Origin of the sequence: Actinomadura sp. NPDC000929 (genome assembly GCF_040492065.1) — a bacterium.
GTDB classification, from domain to species: Bacteria; Actinomycetota; Actinomycetes; order Streptosporangiales; family Streptosporangiaceae; genus Spirillospora; species Spirillospora verrucosospora.
Genome location: NZ_JBEUPA010000162.1, coordinates 1 through 18331 on the forward strand (window position 1 = coordinate 1; position 18331 = coordinate 18331).

Consider the following 18331-nt stretch of genomic DNA (forward strand, 5'->3'; position numbering starts at 1 on the left):
TGCAACCTGCGGCGCCTCGCCGACTACGAGAACCTGTGGGGCTACGCCCGCGACCTTTACTCGAACCCCGCGTTCGGCGAGACCACGAATTTCGATCGAGGGCATACCGGAAGAGCCGGGACGGGGGGAGCCCCTCCGGCCAGAGCCCTCTCCGAAATCCGGTCCGTATCGGCTTGGGTTACTCACGCGGCCTCATCAACTGGGGGACGGCTTTGCGTCGTCCGAGCGTACTGTGCCCCCGGCGCGGAGGTGGCCGCTGAGGCAAGGCTCACCTTCGTCGGAAGGGGCGGGCGCATGCGCTCAAAGGCGCCGACGTGCGGCGAATCGCCAGGATGCTCCATGTCACACCCCCATATCCAGTGGACGGTTCGGTTCGCGAAGGCCGGCCGGTTCATTCGGGCGGCCTGGCCAGCAGCAGGGGCCGCAGGCTCTCGGTCTGGGCGGCCCGCCCGCCTCTCCGGTTGCGGCAGGCGGGGTCGCCCTGGTGCATCTGGCACCACCACCGCGGCGGCGGGTTGCTCGGCGGCTTGTTCGGGTCGCAGTTGCCGTTCTGGAAGGGGGACTGGCACGGCTGCTTGCCGTCGCCGCCGTCGCCGCCGTCGTCCTGGCAGCGCGGGTCGAACTTGCCCACCGGGGTGTTGCACCACGGCGGCTTGCCCTCGTCGTCCTTTTTCTTCTTCTCCGGCGGCTTCGCCCACTTCTGCTCGATCCCGCCCCATGCGGGCGGCGGGAACGCCTGCGCGTCCATGCCGCGGACCGCGTTCGCCATGTAGGACCGCCAGATGCGGGCGGGGATCGTGCCGCCCTCGACCTCGCCGATCTGCGGCAGGATCACCGACTTCTTCTTGCCGTCCGGGCCGACCGCGTCGTTGTAGATCGTCACCGCGGTCGAGACCTGCGGGACGTACCCGACGAACCACGACGAGACGTTCCGGTCCGTCGTACCGGTCTTGCCCGCGGCCTGGCGCCCGTCCGGCAGCGCGGCCGCGGTCGCGGTCCCGCTCCTGATGACCTGCTGCATCGCGTACGTCGCGTCCGCGGCGACCTTCGGGCCGAAGACGCGGCGCTTCTCGTAGTCCGGGCGCAGCCGCACCGTCTTGCCGTCCGACTTCTTGACCACGCGGATCACGTGCGGCTGGTGGTACGTGCCGCCGTTGGCGAACACCGCGTATCCCGCCGCCTGCTCGATGGGCCGGATGTTGTTGACGCCCAGCGCGAGGTTCAGGCAGCACTTGTGCGGTTCGAGGAGGTCGGACGCGATGCCGGCGTCGGTCTCGGTCTTGATCGCCTCCTCGATGCCGACCTTGCCCATCAGCTGGATGAACGCGGTGTTGACCGAGTCCTTCGTCGCGGTGATCAGGTTGATCGCCGGGCCCACGTTGTGGCTGTTCGGGACGATCACGGCGTTCGGGTCGTCCTTGGACACCACGCTGCCGTCCGGACCGATCGGCGTCTTCGACCGGCCCTCGACGAGGCTCTTCAGGCTGTAGTTCTGCTTCAGCGCCGTCGCGAGCACGTACGGCTTCATCGCCGACCCGGCCTGCGCCGAGCCCTGCCACACGTTGTCGAAGGACTGGGCCAGGTAGTCGGGACCGCCGTAGAACGCGACGACCTCGCCGTTCGCGGTGTTCACCGACACCAGGCCGACCCGGATCTTCTTCTTGGCGAGCTTCTTCGGGTCCACCTGCGGGACGGTCTGCTCGGCGGCCCGCTTGGCCATCGCCATCTTCTTGCGGTCGAACGTCGTGTAGACCCGAAGGCCCTGGGTGGTCAGCTCCTTGGTGTCGATGCCCTGCCGGTCGAGCTCCAGCTTGGCGCGCATCAGCATGTAGCCGCGCTGGCCGCCGTAGAGCTGGTTGCTGGTGCCCGCCTTACGGAGCTTGGGCGGGCCCTGCTTGATGTACTTGTCGGCGTCGGCCCGGCTGAGCTTGCCCATCGAGACCATGCCGTTGAGCGTGTACTGGTACCTGCCGGTCACCCATGCCTGGCTGGCCTTGTCGCCCGGGTCCCGGTTGGGGTTCTGGATGATGCCGCCGAGCAGGGCCGCCTGGTCGGGCCGCAGCTTCCACACGTCCGTCCCGAAGTACTCGCGGGACGCGGCCTGGATGCCGTAGGTGTCGCGGCCGAAGTAGATCGTGTTCAGGTAGAGCTTGAGGATCTCGTCCTTGGAGTGCTCGTCCTCCAGCTTCAACGAGATGAACAGCTCCTGGAACTTGCGGCTGACCGTCCGGTTGTTCGGGTCGGAGTAGTAGTTCTTCGCGAGCTGCTGGGTGATCGTGGAGCCGCCGCCCGACCCGCCGGTGAGGTTCTTCCACACCGCCCGCGTCGTCCCCTTGACCGAGAACCCAGGGTCGGTGCGGAAGCTGCGGTTCTCGGCCGCCAGCACGGCGTTCTGGACGTTCGGCGGGACCTTGGCCAGCTCGACGCTCTGCCGCTTCTTGCCGATCCGGCCGATCTCGGTGTTGTCGGTGTAGTAGAAGATCGATGCCTGGTCCTCGACGCCCGCGACCGTCGGCTCCTTGGGAGTCGGGGTGTTGGCGTAGGCGACCCAGATCAGCGTGACGAACGCCGCCAGGCCGAGGCCGCAGACACCGCCCACGACCTTCCAGGACGGGATGAAGCGCCGCCAGCCGGTCTCGCGGGAGCGCAGGTGGCCGAGGAACCCCTTCTTGCCGGGCGGCCCATGCCGTCCTGGCCCGCCGGGACCACCCGGACCGCCGGGGCCGCCGGGTCCTCCAGGGCCGAGGGGACCACCCGGGCCGGCAGGGCCGCCCGTGCGGTTGGCCGCGCGGACGCCGCCGCCGCGGAACTTCGCGGTCACCTTCGCGCCGAGTCCCTGTCCGGCCTTTCCGAGCTCACCGAGCTTCTCGCGCACGCCCGGCTTCGGGGCCGCGCCGGGCATCCCCGGCGTCCCGAACACCGCGGGCGGCCCCATTCCCCCCGCACCGGGCCCCATGCCGGGCGCGTTCGGGAAGCCGGGACCTCCCGGCGCCCCCATTCCCGGAGCCGCCTGGCCGCCGGGGGGTCCGCCCATCCCAGGACGTCCGCCTCCCATTCCGGGACCGCCCTGCATGCCGGGGGCGCCTGGCGGCTGGAATCCACCAGGTCCGCCGAAACCACCGGGACCGCCGAAACCACCTGGACCGGGCGGCGGCCCGCCGGGGCCGCCGTTAGGGCCGAACCCACCGTTGCCGCCGAAGCCGCCTTGTCCAGGCATACCGCCCGGCCCGCCCGGCCCGCCTTGGCCGGTCGGCACGACCGCGTTTCCCGGAGCGTTGCGTCCGTCCGGGGCGACCGGTCCGCCTGGCGCGCTGGGAGCGGCGTGGCGGCCGGTGGGCGGAGGGACGGGGCTCGACGGGCCGCCCAGCGGACCCGGGCTCGCGCCAGGAGCGCCCATGTGACCGGGCCCTCCCGCCGGTCCCGGCGGGGCGGGGTTCTGGGGCATGCCAGAGGAGCCCGCGGGGTTCGTTCCGGCGGGCTCACCGTGGGCGCTCGGAAAGCCGGGGTCGCCGGAGTCACCGGGACGGGGATTCTGGTGCCCGCCCGGCCTCTGCGACCCAGGTTCCGGTCGGGGCTGGCTTGGATTACTCACGCGACCTCATCAACAGGGGACAACGGTTGTTGCCGAGGGCCGGGTGGCTCCCGGCCCTTGTTGCGGCTCGTGCGCCGTCCGAAGAGTACTGTGCGGGCTGGTGAGCGGGGGGAGCGTGTGCTCGGCGAAGGACGCCCCGGCCGGTCCGCGCCCCGAGGGGTCGGTGCTCCTCCTCACGTGCTCACCGTTCCGGGCGGTCCCGGGATCGAGGTCGTGCGACGCGGCCAGGTGATTCCAGGACGCAACTTTGACACATTTCCACCACATACACCCTGAAATCGCCACATTCGCGATACGGGCCGGTGGGGCCATCCGGGGCGTCCCAGGTAGATCGCCACTTGCCAGGACGAGCCGGGCTACGTATCTTGTCGATGTATCGAGTCGATACATTCACTCGATACATCGGATCGAGACATCGGCTTCTGCGGAAGAGGGACCGGGATGGCGGCCAAGAAGGGCGCGGGCGTGCTGGAGCTCGCCGTGCTCGGGCTGCTGCACGAGTCCCCGATGCACGGATACGAGCTGCGCAAGCGGCTCAACACCCTGCTGGGCATGTTCCGCGCGTTCTCGTACGGCTCGCTCTACCCGTGCCTCAAGCAGCTCCTGGCCAACGGGCTGATCATGGAGGACCGGCCGGAGGAGCCGAACGCGCCGCTGGCGCTGCAGAGCCGCCGATCGAAGATCGTTTACAAGCTCACCGCCGACGGCAAGGAGCGCCTGCAGTTGCTCCTCACCGAGGCCGGCCCGGCTTCGTGGGAGGACGAGGGGTTCGGCGTGCACTTCGCCTTCTTCTCGCACACCCGTGCCGACGTCCGGCTGCGGATCCTCGAAGGCCGGCGCAGCCGGCTGGAGGAGCGCCTGGAGAGCGTTCGCGCCGCCCTGGCGCGAACCCGCGAACGAGTCGACTCCTACACCCTGGAACTGCAGAACCACGGGCTGGAGTCCGTCGAGCGCGAGGTCCGGTGGCTCAACGAGCTCATCGGGCGCGAGCGGGCCGAGCAGGAACAGCAAGCACAGTCAGCTAAGCGAATTGACCAGGACATGCCTCGGGACGAGGGCCGCTGAGCGGTGGCCCAGTGCCTTCGGGGACGGGTGAGTCTCCACCACATGTTCCGCAACAGAGAAGGAGCGACCGGATGGGTTCCGTGCGCGTAGCCATCGTCGGTGTGGGCAACTGCGCCTCTTCGCTCGTCCAGGGCGTCGAGTTCTACAAGGACGCGGCCCCTGACACGCGAGTTCCCGGCCTGATGCACGTCCAGTTCGGCGAGTACCACGTGGGCGACGTCGAGTTCGTGGCGGCGTTCGACGTGGACGCCAAGAAGGTGGGGATGGACCTCTCCGAGGCCATCCACGCCAGCGAGAACAACACGATCAAGTTCGCCGACGTGCCGCCCACCGGGGTGACCGTGCAGCGCGGGCACACTTTCGACGGCCTGGGCGAGTACTACCTGGACATGGTCGAGGAGTCCGACGCCGAGCCGGTCGACGTCGTGCAGGCGCTGAAGGACGCCGAGGTGGACGTCCTGGTGTCGTACCTGCCGGTGGGCTCCGAGGAGGCCGACCGCTTCTACGCCCAGTGCGCGATCGACGCCAAGGTCGCGTTCGTGAACGCGCTCCCCGTGTTCATCGCCAGCGACCCCGAGTGGGCGCAGAAGTTCACCGACGCGGGCGTGCCGATCGTCGGCGACGACATCAAGTCGCAGGTCGGCGCCACCATCACGCACCGCGTCATGGCCCGCCTCTTCGAGGACCGCGGCGTCGAGCTGCTGCGCACGTACCAGCTCAACTTCGGCGGCAACATGGACTTCATGAACATGCTGGAGCGCAAGCGGCTCCAGTCCAAGAAGATCTCCAAGACGCAGTCGGTCACCTCGCAGATCCCGCACGAGATGGCGAAGGCGGACGTGCACATCGGCCCGTCCGACCACGTGCCGTGGCTGGACGACCGCAAGTGGGCCTACGTCCGCCTGGAGGGCCGCTCCTTCGGCGACACGCCCCTCAACCTGGAGTACAAGCTGGAGGTCTGGGACTCCCCGAACTCCGCCGGCGTCATCATCGACGCCGTCCGCGCCGCCAAGATCGCCAAGGACCGCGGCATCGGCGGCCCGATCCTGTCGGCCAGCTCCTACTTCATGAAGTCGCCGCCGGAGCAGTACAACGACGACCAGGCGCACGACGCGGTGGAGAAGTTCATCCGCGGCGAGATCGAGCGCTGAGAGCCTGATCACAGAGCGCCCTGAGGACGCCCTGACAGTGGACATCCCACTGTCAGGGCGTCCTTACTTCTGTAGAGAAACGGTGATGTACCGGCTCTTTGTCACGCTCTGGCCCTACTGTGACACCGCCGGTGACTAGCGCGCCAGGCTCTGAGTCAGTGAGGTGACACCGTGGCGGCACGCGAAATGATCAAGGTGACGGCGGGGGTGGCGGGTCTCGTGGTGGGGCTCGCCGGATGCGCCGGAGGAGGTGACGGCGCGACCGCGGAGGGCGCGTCCCGCCAGGGCGGCACGCTGCGCGTCGTCGGGTCCTCCGACGTCGAGCACCTCGACCCCGCGTCCGTGGCCAGCGTCGGCGCGTACGGGCTCGTCCGCACGTTCGCCCGGACGCTGTTCGGGAACCGGGCGTCCAACGACTTCCAGGAGACGGTCCCCGTGCGGCCCGACGTCGCCGAACGGATCCCGACGCGCGAGAACGGCGACGTCGGCAAGGACCGCCGCACCTACACGGTCCGGCTGCGCGACGGCGTCCGGTGGAACACCACCCCCCCGCGCCCCGTCACCGCCCAGGACTTCGTCCGCGGCTTCGAACGGCTGTGCAACCCGGCCTCGCCGTCCGCCGCCAAGGGCTACTTCGTCTCCACGCTCAAGGGCATGGACGCGTTCTGCCGCGGCTTCGGCTCCGTGAACGCCAAGGACGCGCGGGCGATCGCCGCCTACCAGCGCGACCACGGGTTCGAGGGCGTCCGCGCCAAGGACGACCGGACGCTGGTGTTCAAGCTGAAGCGTCCCGCCAGCGACTTCCTCAACCTGCTGTCGCTGCCGGTCACCGCGGCCGCGCCGCAGGAGTACGACCGGTACGTCCCGGACGGCGCCGACTTCCGGCAGCACACCGTCTCCGACGGCCCGTACCAGATCACCGACTACAAGCCGGGCATCTCCTATCTGCTCACCCACAACCCGGCATGGCAGGCGGGTTCCGACCCGCTGCGCGAGCGGCACGTCGCGAAGATCCAGATCACGCTGGGGCAGGACTCGCCGGAGACCGTCCAGCAGCAGATCGAGCAGGGCACCGCCGACCTCGCGTGGGACCAGCCCGTCCCGACGTCGGCGATCCCGCGGCTGCGCGACGACCCGCGCTTCGCGATCAGGGAGACCCCGAACAACAGCCCGTACCTGGTCTTCAACACGCGCAGCCCCCGCAACCGCGGCGCGCTCGGCGACCCCGCGGTCCGGCAGGCGCTGGAGTACGCCGTCGACCGCAGCGCCCTCATCAAGATCGTCGGCGGGCCGTCGGTGGCGAGGCCGCTGCACACGGTGATCCCGCCGGGCAACTCCGGCTACGCGGCCGTCAATCACTACCCCACGCCCGGCGAGTCCGGCGATCCCGCCAAATGCCGCGAGCTCCTCAGCAAGGCGGGCCGCACCGGCCTCACGCTGAAGTTCCCCTACCGGACGAACAGCGTCCACAAGCTGATCGCCCAGTCCCTCGCCCAGAACCTCGACGCCTGCGGAGTGGAAACCGAACTGACCCCCGACTCGGGCGGCTCCTTCTACTCCAGCACCCTGTCCACCCCGGCCCGCGCCCGCGAGGGCAGCTGGGACATCGCCGCCCCCGGCTGGGTCCCCGACTGGTACGGCAACAACGGCCGCTCGATCATCCAGCCCCTCTTCGACGGCCGCGCCTACGGCCCGGGCTCCACCAACTACGGCGGCTACGACAACCCGCAGGTCAACGCCCTCATCGACGCCGCCCTCACCGCCCCCGACACCCAGCGCGCCGCCGGCTACTGGCAGCAGGCCGACCAGAAGATCATGGAGGACGCCGCGATCGTCCCCCTCCTGGACCGCGCCCAGACCACCTACCGCTCCTCCCGGGTCCACGGCGCCTACTTCCTCCCCACAACAGCCGGCTACGACCTAACGAGAGTCTTCATCGCGTAGTGGTGAGGCGGGCCGCAGAGCACCTCAGCCATCGCAGCAACCACGCAATGGCCGCAACGCTTGCGATCGCGTCCGAAGGCAGGTTTCGAGCTTGCGAGAACCTGATCGCGCAGCGAGCCTCTGGGCGAGTCGGAGCGATGCCAGCGATCGCCCGCTGTGCTCGACGATGGAGGGCCGCCAAGGCCCGAAGGAGGAGAGAAACGCAATAAGCACGACATACTCTGATCTGATGCGAGCTGGGGAGTTGCGGGGGGTTCTGCGCGGGCGGGATTTTCGGCGGCTCTACGGGACGCGGCTCGCCTCGCAGTTGACGGACGGCCTGTTCCAGGTGGCGCTCGCCGGATACGTGTTCTTCTCGCCCGAGCGGCAGACGACGGCGGCCAAGGCGGCGGCGGCGTTCGCGGTGACGCTGCTGCCCTACTCGGCGCTCGGGCCGTTCGCCGGGGTGTTCATCGACCGGTGGCGGCGGCGGCAGATCCTCGTGTGGACGCCGGTGCTGCGCGCGTTGCTCGTGCTGCTCGTCGCCGGGCTCGTGGCGGGCGGGCAGGACGGGCTCGGCTTCTTCCTCGGCGTGCTCGTGGTGCTGGGCGTGAACCGCTTCTTCCTCGCGGCGCTGTCGGCGGCGCTCCCGCACGTGGTGCGTCGCGACCAGCTGGTCACGGCGAACGCGTTCAGCGTGACCTCCGGGACGGTCATCGCGTTCGCGGGCGCGGGCCTCGGTTACGGGCTCCGGCGGGTGTTCGGCGGCGGGCACGACGGGACGGCGCTGATCCTCGTGGCGGCGGCGGGGTTGTTCCTGCTGGCCGGGCTGATCGCGACGACGCTGCCGAAGGGGCTGCTCGGCCCCCACCGGTCGGCGGAGGCCGCGTCGGGGGAGCCCGCCGCGGCGGAGGCGCCCCGGGCCGTCGAGGTGGTCCGGGGGGTCCTGGGCGGGCTCGTGGACGGGGGGCGGCACATCGCGCGGCGGCCGCAGGCGGCGCTGGCGCTCGGCGCGATCTCGTTTCACCGGTTCCTGTACGGCGTCGTGCTGATCATGACTCTGCTGCTGTGCCGGAACCGGTTCGCCGGCGACCCCGACCGGGGGCTGGAGACGTTCGCGCTGATGCTGGGGGTGTCCGGGGCCGGGTACTTCGCGGCGGCGCTGATCACCCCGCCGGTGGTGCGGCGGATCAGCAAGCAGGCGTGGGTGGCGTGGCAGCTCGGCGGGGCGGCGCTGAGCCTGCTCGTCTTCGGCATGCCGTTCGCGGAGCGCCCCTGGGCGGTCGGCGCCTTCCTGCTCGGCGTCGTGTCACAGGGCGTGAAGCTGTGCGTCGACACGACGCTGCAGGAGTCGATCGACGACGAGTACCGGGGGCGGGTCTTCGCCGTCTACGACATGCTGTTCAACGCGACGTTCGCCGCTGCCGCCGCCGCTGCCGCGACGTGGCTGCCGGCGGACGGGCGCGCCGACCTCACCCTCCTCGCGGTGGTCGTGGCCTACGCGGCGGGCGCCGTCGCCTACCGGACGGCCGCCTCCCGCATGCGCCGGCCCGCGCACGCCCTGCGTTAGAGCGACTCCGCCACGGCGTGCATGGCGGCGGCGATGTGGTGCACCTCGTCTTCCGTGCACACGTACGGCGGCATCGTGTAGACGAGCTTCCCGAAGGGCCGCAGCCAGACGCCGTGCGCCATGGCGATCTCCTGGACGGCCGGGACGTCCACCGGCTCGCGCGCCTCCACGACGCCGATCGCGCCGAGGACGCGGACGTCCGCCACCCCGGGGAACTCCGCGGCGCCGTCGAGCTCGCTGGTCAGGACCGCCTCGATGGCGTCGACCTCGTCCCGCCAGTCGCGCGAGAGCAGCAGGTCGATGGACGCGGACGCGACCGCGGCGGCCAGCGGGTTGGCCATGTAGGTGGGCCCGTGCATGAGGACGCCCGCCTCGCCCGAGGTGATGCCGTGGGCGACGCGGTCGGTGCACAGGGTCGCGGCCATCGTCATGTAGCCGCCGGTCAGGGCCTTGCCGAGGCACATGATGTCGGGGACGACCTCGGCGTGGTCGCAGCCCCACAGCTCGCCCGTCCGGCCGAACCCGGTGGCGATCTCGTCCAGGATCAGCAGGAGGCCGTGCTCGTCGGCGATGTCGCGGAGGGCGCGCAGGTACTCGGGCGCGTAGAAGCGCATCCCTCCGGCGCCCTGCACGATCGGCTCCACGATGATCCCGGCGAGCTCGCCCGCGTGCTCGGCGGCCAGTTCCGCCAGCCCGTCCAGGTACGTCTCGTCGGGTTCGGCGGTGTAGCCGAGCGGGGGTGGGGGCGCGAAGACGTGCTGGGCGAGGACGTCGGCGAACAGGTGGTGCATCCCGTTCACCGGGTCGCAGACGGCCATGTCGCCGAACGTGTCGCCGTGGTAGCCGCCCCGGACGGTGAGGAGCCGGCGCCGTTCCGGACGCCCCTGCGAGCGCCAGAACTGCAGCGCCATCTTGATCGCGACCTCGACCGCGACGGACCCGGAGTCGGCGAAGAACACCTTGGTCAGCGGCTCCGGAGTGAGCTCGACGAGCCGCTCGGCGAGCCGGACGGCGGGCGGGTGCGTGAGCCCGCCGAACATCACGTGCGCCATCTTGCCGAGCTGCCCGGTGACGGCCGCGTTCAGCTTCGGGTGGTTGTAGCCGTGCACGGCCGCCCACCACGAGGACATGCCGTCGATCAGCTCGGTGCCGTCGGCGAGGGTCAGCCGCACCCCGTCCGCCGACACGACCGGCAGCGCGGGCGCCGCCGCGGGCATCGGCGCGTAGGGGTGCCAGATGTGCTCGCGGTCGAACTCCAGCATCCGCTCGGTCTCGCGGGGGCTCATCCGCCCCAGCTGCAGCGGGATCACTCGCCCTTCCCCTCGTCCGCGGGGGCGCCGACGCCCTCGGCGGCGGCCCAGCGGCGCAGTTCCTCGGCCGCGGCCTCCTTGCCGATCATGCCGCGGTCCAGGCGGAGTTCGAGGAGGAACTTGTAGGCGCGCCCGACGAGGGGGCCGGGGGCGATGCCGAGGATCTCCTGGATCTCGTTGCCGTCGAGCTCCGGGCGGATCGCGGCCAGCTCCTCCTCCTCAGCCAGCCGCTCGATCCGCACCTCCAGGTCGTCGTAGGTGCGGCGCAGCCGGTCGGCCTTGCGCTTGTTGCGGGTGGTGCAGTCGGCGCGGGTCAGCTTGTGCAGGCGCGTGAGGAGCGGCCCGGCGTCGCGGACGTAGCGGCGGACGGCCGAGTCCGTCCACTCGCCGGTGCCGTAGCCGTGGAACCGCAGGTGCAGCTCCACGAGGCGGGACACGTCCGAGATGACGTCCTTCGGGTAGCGCAGCGCGGTCAGCCGCTTGCGGGCCATCTTCGCGCCGACGACCTCGTGGTGGTGGAAGGAGACCCGGCCGCCGGCCTCGAAGCGCCGGGTCTTGGGCTTGCCGACGTCGTGCAGCAGCGCCGCGAGCCGCAGCACGAGGTCGGGGCCGTCCTCCTCCTGCGCGATCGCCTGCTCCAGCACGATCAGCGAGTGCTCGTAGACGTCCTTGTGCCGGTGGTGCTCGTCGATCTCCAGCCGCAGCTTCGGCAGCTCGGGCAGGACGTGCGCGGCGAGGCCGGTGTCGACCAGCAGCGCCAGGCCCTCCCGCGGGTACAGGCCGCAGAGCAGCTTGGACAGCTCGTCGCGGACCCGTTCGGCCGACACGATCTCGATGCGGCCCGCCATGTCCTTCATCGCGCGGACGACGTCGGGCGCGACGGTGAAGCCGAGCTGGGAGGCGAACCGGGCGGCGCGCATCATCCGCAGCGGGTCGTCGCTGAAGGAGTCCTCCGGCCGGCCGGGCGTCCGCAGCACCTTGCGCTGCAGGTCGGTGAGGCCGCCGAACGGGTCGACGAACTCGTGCCCGGGCAGCCGCGCCGCCATCGCGTTGACGGCGAAGTCACGGCGGCGCAGGTCCTCGACCAGGGACGTCCCGTAGGACACCTCCGGCTTGCGGGACTTCGGGTCGTAGGACTCGCTGCGGTAGGTGGTGATCTCCAGCTCGACGCCGTCCTTGCGCAGGCCGACCGTGCCGAACTCGATGCCGATCGTCCAGTGCGCGTCCGCCCAGCCGCGGATGATCTCCAGGGTGCGCTCGGGCGGGGCGTCGGTGGTCAGGTCCACGTCCTTGGTCGGACGGCGCAGCAGCGCGTCCCGGACGGGCCCGCCGACCAGCGCCAGCTCGTGACCGGCCGCCGCGAACCGGGCGCCGAGCTCGTCGGCGACGGGCGCGATCCCGCGCAGCAGCTCGGCGATCGCGGTGCGCCGCGAGGACTCTGGGGTCACGTTCTGGTCAGGCACGGCCATCGAGCGTATTTCCTTGGTTGACGGGCTGACAAAGGACTTTCTGGCGAGCGCCGGGGTCCGCGCGGGAGTCTTTTCGGGGCCGAAGAAGGACGGGGCCCTTCACACGCCCCGATCCCCGGGTTACGTTTCGGGCACCCGACGACGCTCCGCGCGACCCGGTGAGCCTCCCGTACGACAACGGTAGCGGGATCCAAAAGGGCCACGGTCCGCCGCACGTGCGGTTGAGGCGCGTCGCGAGGGGTTCGCCGTGCGGCGCGGCAGGGATGAGACCTGCCGTTCCGGGTATGTGGGGGTCTCCCCCCGCAGGGTGTGCGACGCACGGGGCCGCAGGGAAACCGGATCCGGGGGTGAGCGGGGCATGCCCCGCGGGATGGAGCCGAACATGAAGGACGCTCTCACCATCCACCGCGCGCTTCTCGGCTGGGAGACGGCGCACGAGATCGTGCGGCTGCCCCTCGCGATGACCCGGGCCGACGAGCTGCCCAGGGCGCTGGGCCTGCCGCCGGAGCGGTGCCTGGTGACGCGCGTCTACTCCTGCGAGGGCGCCCACCGCGGCCGTCCCTTCCTGGCCGGGGCGATCGTCCCGGCGGGCCGGCGGCCGTCCACCGAGGCCGTGCGGTCGGCCGTGGGCGCCCGCGCCGTCTGGCCCGCGCACGCGGACGTGGTCAACGCCGTCACCGAGTACGCGGCGGGCCTGGTCTGCCCGCTGCTCCTGCCGGAGTCGATGCCCCTGCTGATCGACCGCGAACTCGTGGACGGGCTCCACGCCCACGGCGTCGTCTACACGGCGACCGGCGAGGCGTCCACGGCGCTCGGCATCAAGGCCAGCGTCCTGTACTCCCTCTGCCGCCCGAAGCCCGTCGACCTGCTGGCCCCGCTCAGCGCCGCGTCCGCCCCCGGGCGCGACCACGTGACGACCTGAGCCTCCCGCCCGCCGCGGCCCCGCCGGCGAGTGGCACCCGGCAACGCCATGAACACCGACGGACTAACATCGGGGCCGTGGTGCGGGAAAACGACGCCCGCCGTCCTCGGCCTGTCCTCGCGCCGCCGGACGGGCTCTGGACGGGCACGGCGTGAGGGCGGACACGGCGTGACAGCGGTCGGACGCGCGTTGGCGCTGGCCGCGATGCTGCCCTGTCTCGCGATGGCGGCCTCCCCGGCCATGGCGTCCCCGGCACGGACCCCGGCGAGGGCCCCCGCCGGCGCCCCGGCGGCGGGGCATGCGCGCGCGCAGGTGGCGCTCGCGCTCACCAAGGTCACCCCGAAGACCCTCGCCGCGAACTCCAGGATCGAGATCTCCGGGGCGGCGCGGAACCGCAGCGGCCGCGCGCTGGCCGGCCTCACCCTGCGGCTGCGCTACAGCGCCCAGCCCGTGACCAGCCGGAGCCAGCTCGACCAGCTCGCGTCCGGGCAGCAGACCGCGCTGCCCAACGTCGCCCCGCAGCAGCAGTCGCTCGCGCAGGCGACCAGGCCCGGCGTGACCCAGGGCTGGAGCTTCCGGACCACCGCCCAGCAGCTGGGCCTGCGCGCCCCCACCGGCACCCCCGGCGTCTATCCGATGCGCGTCGAGGTGCTGAACTCCGCGCAGCAGGTCGTCGGCGGCCTGACGACCTTCCTGACGATGATGCCGAAGCAGCGGAGCTTCAAGCCGGTGGCGGTCGGCTGGGTGCTGCCGCTGATCGACCGGATGCACCGCGCCAACGACCGCACGTTCATCGACGACGATCTCGCCAAGGAGCTGGCGCCCGGCGGCCGGCTCCACCGGATCGTGGAGGCGGCCTCCACCACCGGAACGCCGGTCACCTGGGCGATCGACCCGGCGCTGCTGGACGACGTCCGGCAGATGGCGTCGGGCGACTACTTCGTCAAGCCGCCCGGGGCGGCGAAGGCCGTCCGCAAGGAGAAGAGCAAGGTCGCCGCGACGTGGCTGACGTCGCTGAAGAACGCCTCGAAGGGCGACCCGTACTTCGTCCTGCCCTACGCCGACCCCGACGTCACCGCGCTGGTCCGGCGCAAGACGACCGGGGACATCGGCGTCGCCTTCGACGCGCGCAACACCGCCTTCGTGGCGCAGATCCTCGGACGCCAGCCCGACGCCCACGTCGCCTGGCCGGCGTCCGGCGTCGGCGGGCCCGGCACGCTCGAACAGCTCGCCAAGTACGCCCTGAAGGACGGCGGGTCCTTCCTGATGAGCAGCTCGCAGTTCGAGAACCCCGTGACGGGCGCGCAGCCGAACGCGACCACCGCGCTCCAGACGCACCTGGGCGCCAAGAAGGCCCTCCTCTACGACCAGACGATCACCCAGATCCTGAACGAGGGGGCGCGGTCCGCCTCCCGGGCGCTGATGAGCGAGCAGCGGTTCCTCGCCGAGACCGCGATGGTCGCGGCGGAGGCGCCGAGCGTCCAGCGCACCGTCGTCGTCGCCCCCGACCGGCTGTGGGACCCCGCCGACGGGCTCGCCAAGAACCTGCTCACCTACACCAAGGCCGCGTCCTGGATGCGCGAGATGCCGCTGCGCACGATCGAGGCGGCCCAGCCGCAGAACCGCGTCTTCCACGGATACTCCGACAGCTACGAGAAGTTCGAGCTGGGCGACGTCCACCTCGACCAGACCCGGGCGATCGCGAAGCGCGCGGCGACGTTCAAGGCCGTGATGACCGGCCCGGTGAAAATCTCTTACGAGCGCGCCGTGCTGCGGCTGGAGTCGGTCGGCTGGCGGACGTCGCCGGGACGCGCCAAGCGGGCCCGCAAGGCGCTGGAGGACGAGCTCCGCGGCGACATGGACCTGGTCCGCGTCGTCCCCCCGAAGAACAGGCGCGTCCTCATGGGGGGCAGTTCGGGCAAGCTTCCCGTCCTGGTCGAGAACACGCTGCCCGACCAGTCGGTGCGGGTCCGGCTCGTCGTGACCTCGGAGAACACCGCCAAGCTCAAGCTGGGCGAGCTGGAACCGAACGACGCGGTGATCGAGCTCGGGCCCGGGGAGCGTGCCCAGCGGTGGATCCCCGCGCAGGCGGCCGGCAACGGCAACTTCGGCGTTCGCCTCAATCTGCAGATTCCCGGCGCGGGCGGCCGGACGTACGGTGACGGCGAGACCATCACGGTCACCACGACCGGGTACGGGCGGCTCGCCCTGCTCATCACGGGCGGCGGACTTGCCGTACTCTTCGTGGGCGTCGGAGTGCGGGCCATCAGAGCGAGGCGCCGCCGGAAAGCGGAGGCAGCCGGTGACGGGTCGACCGGAATGGGATCGCCAAGGGCAGGGGCAGCAGGGGCCGGGCTCCCCGGCGCCGGGTTCCCAGGGCCCGGGATACCCTCCGCCGAATACTCCGGGACCCCCGGGACGGGGCTACCCGGCACAGGGCGGCCCCCAGGGGTACCCGCCGGGCCCGCCGCCCCAGGGACCGCGCCCGCAGGGGTCGATGCCGCAGGGCCGGCCGGGGATGCGGCCGGGTCCGCAGACCCCCGGCCCGAGGACCCCGCAGCAGTACCCGGGCCCGCCGACGGGCCGGCCGCCGGGCACGGCCAACACGGCCGCCGAGACGGTGGTTGACATCCCCCTTCCAGGCGGAAGCCCGCCGGACTCCGACACCACGGTCGTGGACACGCCTCCGGCGCAGGAGGGCAAGGGCTCGTCCGGCATCCTGAAGTCCGGCGCGATCATGGCGGTGGGCACCCTCGCGTCCCGCATCACCGGCTTCCTGCGCACGGCCGTGATCGTCGCCGCGCTCGGCACCGGGCTGCTCGCCAACTCCTACAACACCGCCAACACCATCCCCAACCAGATCTACGACCTGCTGCTGGGCGGCATCCTCACCAGCGTCATCGTCCCGCTCCTGGTGCGGGCCAAGCAGCGCGACCGGGTCGCCGGGGAGCAGTACGAGCAGCGCGTGTTCACCCTCGCGGTGATCGGGCTCGGCGTCCTCACCGTCGTGTCCGTGCTGCTCGCGCCGCTGTTCATCGACATCCTGGCGGGCAGCTACAGCGGCGACCAGCGCGAGGTCGCCATCCTGTTCGCCCGGTTCTTCCTCCCCCAGCTGTTCTTCTACGGCGTCGGGGCGTTCGCCGGGGCCGTCCTCAACACGCGCGGCAGCTTCGGCGCGCCGATGTGGGCGCCCGTCCTGAACAACATCGTGGTGATCGCGGTCGGCGGCGCGTTCCTCGCGATCACCACCGGCCGCGTCGACCCGTCCAGCATCACCGACCAGCAGCTCATGCTGCTGTCCATCGGCACGACCGGCGGCATCGTCCTGCAGACGGTCGCCCTGTGGCCGTCGCTGCGCCGCGTCGGGTTCCGGTGGCGGCCCCGGCTCGACTTCCACCGCGGCGAGCTCGGCGAGGTCGGGCGGATGGCGGGCTGGACGCTGCTGTACGTCGTCGCCGCCCAGGCCGCGTTCGCCGTCGTCACCGCGCTGACGAACAGTGCCGGGAAGCACGCGTACGTCCAGGGGCTCGGCGAAGGCTACGGGTACACCCCGTACTTCAACGCCTACCAGCTCTTCCAGCTCCCCTACGCGATCGTGGGGGTCTCGGTGATCACCGCGCTGCTGCCGCGGATGAGCCGGTTCGCCGCCGAGGGCAAGACCGCCGACGTGCGCGCCGCCTTCTCCAGCGGGCTGAGGCTCTCCTCGGTGATCATCATGCCGGCGGCGGCGCTGATGCTGGTGCTCGGGCCGGAGATCACCACCGTGCTGTTCGCGCACGGCAACACCAACGCCGACGACGCCCTGGTGATCGCGCGGGTCATGCAGATGTTCGCGATCGCGCTCGTCCCGTTCTCGATCTACCAGCTGATGCTGCGGGTCTTCTACTCCTACGGCGACACCCGGACGCCCGCGCTGATCGGCCTCGTCGTCACCTCCACGAACATCGCGATGGCGTTCACCGCCTACAACGTCCTCGACCTCAAGTGGATCGTGGTCGGCATCGCGGGCGGGTTCGCGATCAGCAACGTGGTCGGGACGGTCACCTGCTGGCTGGTGCTGCGCCGCAAGCTCGGCGGCATGGACGGGCGCCGCGTCGTCGGCGGCCACCTCAAGCTGCTCGTCGCGATCTGGCCGCTGATCGGCTTCGCCTACGCGGCGCACACGGTCGCGGACGCGCTGGGCGGCATCGACACGATGGTGCCCGCGCTGGCCACCCTGATCGCCGGATCCGTCGGCGGCGGGCTGCTGTACGTGCTGTTCGCCAAGCTGCTGCGGGTGGAGGAGATCCAGACGACCATCGCGACGTTCGCCCGCCGGCTGCCGGGGCGGGCAAAGTAAAAAAGGACGCGCGGCGATAAGGCGGCCACTCGCGCGAGTAACCACTACCATGTGGGGGACTACGGCTTGCGGGGCGACACCCTGGGGAACGCAAAGAGGAGGGTCGGAGGCGTAAGCTGCCACGCCACGAACATGGGATCTGACCACCTGTGCAGGACGTTGCCGTGAGCACGTCAGTCATCGAGCCCGGCACCCGTCTCGCCGGCCGCTACCGGCTCGAGGAGCGCATCAGCGACTCGGGCGGCTCGTCGCTCTGGAAGGCCATCGACGAGATCCTCGCGCGGGCGGTCGCCGTCCGCACCTTCGACCCCGAGTTCCCCCGGATCGCCGAGGCGGTCACGTCGGCACGGTCGGCCAGCCGGCTGACCGACCCCCGCCTGACCCAGGTGTTCGACGCCGACGACTCGGGGGAGAGCGCCTACATCGTCAGCGAATGGGTCGCCGGCGAGACCCTGGAGGGCATGCTCGCCAAGGCCCCGCTGGAGCCGGGCCGCGCCGCGACCCTGCTCTACGAGGCGTCCGAGGCGATCTCCGCCGCGCACGCCGCCGGGCTCTCCCACCTCTGCCTCACCCCCCGCGACCTGGTCTGGACGACCGGCGGCACCGTCAAGATCCTCGGTGTCGCCACCGACGCCGTCCTGTGCGACCGCGAGTCCGACGACTCCGCCGCCGAGGACGTGCGCGGCCTCGGCCGGATGCTGTACGCGGCGCTCACCGCCCACTGGCCCGGTGACGAGGACGGGTCCGCCCTGCCGGCCGCGCCCGCGTCCGACGGCCTCCCGCACGCGCCCCGCCAGGTCCAGGCCGGCATCTCGCACGCGATCGACGCGATCGTCTGCCGCTGCCTCGGCATCGGCACGGGCGAACCGCTCGCGTCCCCCGCCGAGCTGGCCAAGGCGCTGCGCGGCGTCCCGCGCACCCCGCTGCCGCTGTTCGCCGGGCTCGGCAACGCCCCGCCGGCCGCCCCGCGGCAGACGCCGCCGAGGCGCC

11 protein-coding genes are annotated in these 18331 nt (G+C 71.5%); 8 read left to right on the forward strand and 3 right to left on the reverse strand.

The genetic code is table 11. The features are described 5' to 3' along the window. Positions 1–391 precede the first annotated feature (391 nt). Positions 392–2935, reverse strand: coding sequence for a transglycosylase domain-containing protein (locus ABWI04_RS35940; protein ID WP_353835183.1), 2544 nt, complete (start codon positions 2933–2935; stop codon positions 392–394). Between the two features lie 1098 nt (positions 2936–4033). Here ABWI04_RS35940 and ABWI04_RS35945 point away from each other — a divergent pair. The 4 genes from ABWI04_RS35945 (at position 4034) to ABWI04_RS35960 (ending at position 9301) form a co-directional block, all read left to right on the forward strand. Further along, entirely contained in the window at positions 4034–4657 is a 624-nt protein-coding gene (locus tag ABWI04_RS35945) for a PadR family transcriptional regulator (protein WP_179831420.1), read from the forward strand. Between the two features lie 71 nt (positions 4658–4728). Further along, positions 4729–5808, forward strand: a complete 1080-nt coding sequence (locus tag ABWI04_RS35950; protein ID WP_345182788.1) for an inositol-3-phosphate synthase — start codon at positions 4729–4731, stop codon at positions 5806–5808. A 171-nt stretch (positions 5809–5979) separates the two neighbouring features. After that, positions 5980–7752 carry an ABC transporter substrate-binding protein gene (locus tag ABWI04_RS35955; RefSeq protein WP_353835184.1) on the forward strand — a complete coding sequence of 591 codons (1773 nt, stop codon included), beginning with the start codon at positions 5980–5982 and terminating at the stop codon, positions 7750–7752. Positions 7753–7981: 229 nt separating this feature from the next. Further along, the gene (locus ABWI04_RS35960; protein ID WP_353835185.1) at positions 7982–9301 is read left to right on the forward strand and encodes an MFS transporter; all 1320 of its coding nucleotides are present in this window, start codon (positions 7982–7984) and stop codon (positions 9299–9301) included. On the opposite strand, the gene ABWI04_RS35965 is transcribed toward ABWI04_RS35960, so the two are convergent. Together ABWI04_RS35965 and ABWI04_RS35970 are read right to left on the reverse strand one after the other, a co-directional pair. Beyond that, complete coding sequence (locus ABWI04_RS35965) at positions 9298–10611, reverse strand: adenosylmethionine--8-amino-7-oxononanoate transaminase (RefSeq protein WP_353835186.1); 1314 nt, start codon at positions 10609–10611, stop codon at positions 9298–9300. The two genes, ABWI04_RS35960 and ABWI04_RS35965, sit on opposite strands and share 4 nt — an antisense overlap. After that, positions 10608–12080: a CCA tRNA nucleotidyltransferase gene (locus ABWI04_RS35970; protein WP_345182793.1), complete on the reverse strand. Its 1473-nt coding sequence runs from the start codon at positions 12078–12080 to the stop codon at positions 10608–10610. The genes ABWI04_RS35965 and ABWI04_RS35970 overlap by 4 nt, the downstream gene beginning before the upstream one ends. Positions 12081–12462: 382 nt before the next feature. On the opposite strand from ABWI04_RS35970, the gene ABWI04_RS35975 reads away from it, so the two are divergent. The 4 genes from ABWI04_RS35975 to ABWI04_RS35990 form a co-directional block, all read left to right on the forward strand. Further along, the gene (locus tag ABWI04_RS35975) at positions 12463–13002 is read left to right on the forward strand and encodes an aminoacyl-tRNA deacylase (protein WP_353835187.1); all 540 of its coding nucleotides are present in this window, start codon (positions 12463–12465) and stop codon (positions 13000–13002) included. A gap of 168 nt (positions 13003–13170) precedes the next feature. Beyond that, the gene (locus tag ABWI04_RS35980) at positions 13171–15630 is read left to right on the forward strand and encodes a DUF6049 family protein (protein ID WP_353835188.1); all 2460 of its coding nucleotides are present in this window, start codon (positions 13171–13173) and stop codon (positions 15628–15630) included. A gap of 46 nt (positions 15631–15676) precedes the next feature. After that, positions 15677–17341: a murein biosynthesis integral membrane protein MurJ gene (gene murJ, locus ABWI04_RS35985; protein ID WP_353835189.1), complete on the forward strand. Its 1665-nt coding sequence runs from the start codon at positions 15677–15679 to the stop codon at positions 17339–17341. A gap of 164 nt (positions 17342–17505) precedes the next feature. Further along, positions 17506–18331, forward strand: an 826-nt coding sequence (locus tag ABWI04_RS35990; protein WP_353835190.1) for a protein kinase family protein, incomplete at its 3' end; no start/stop codon positions are given.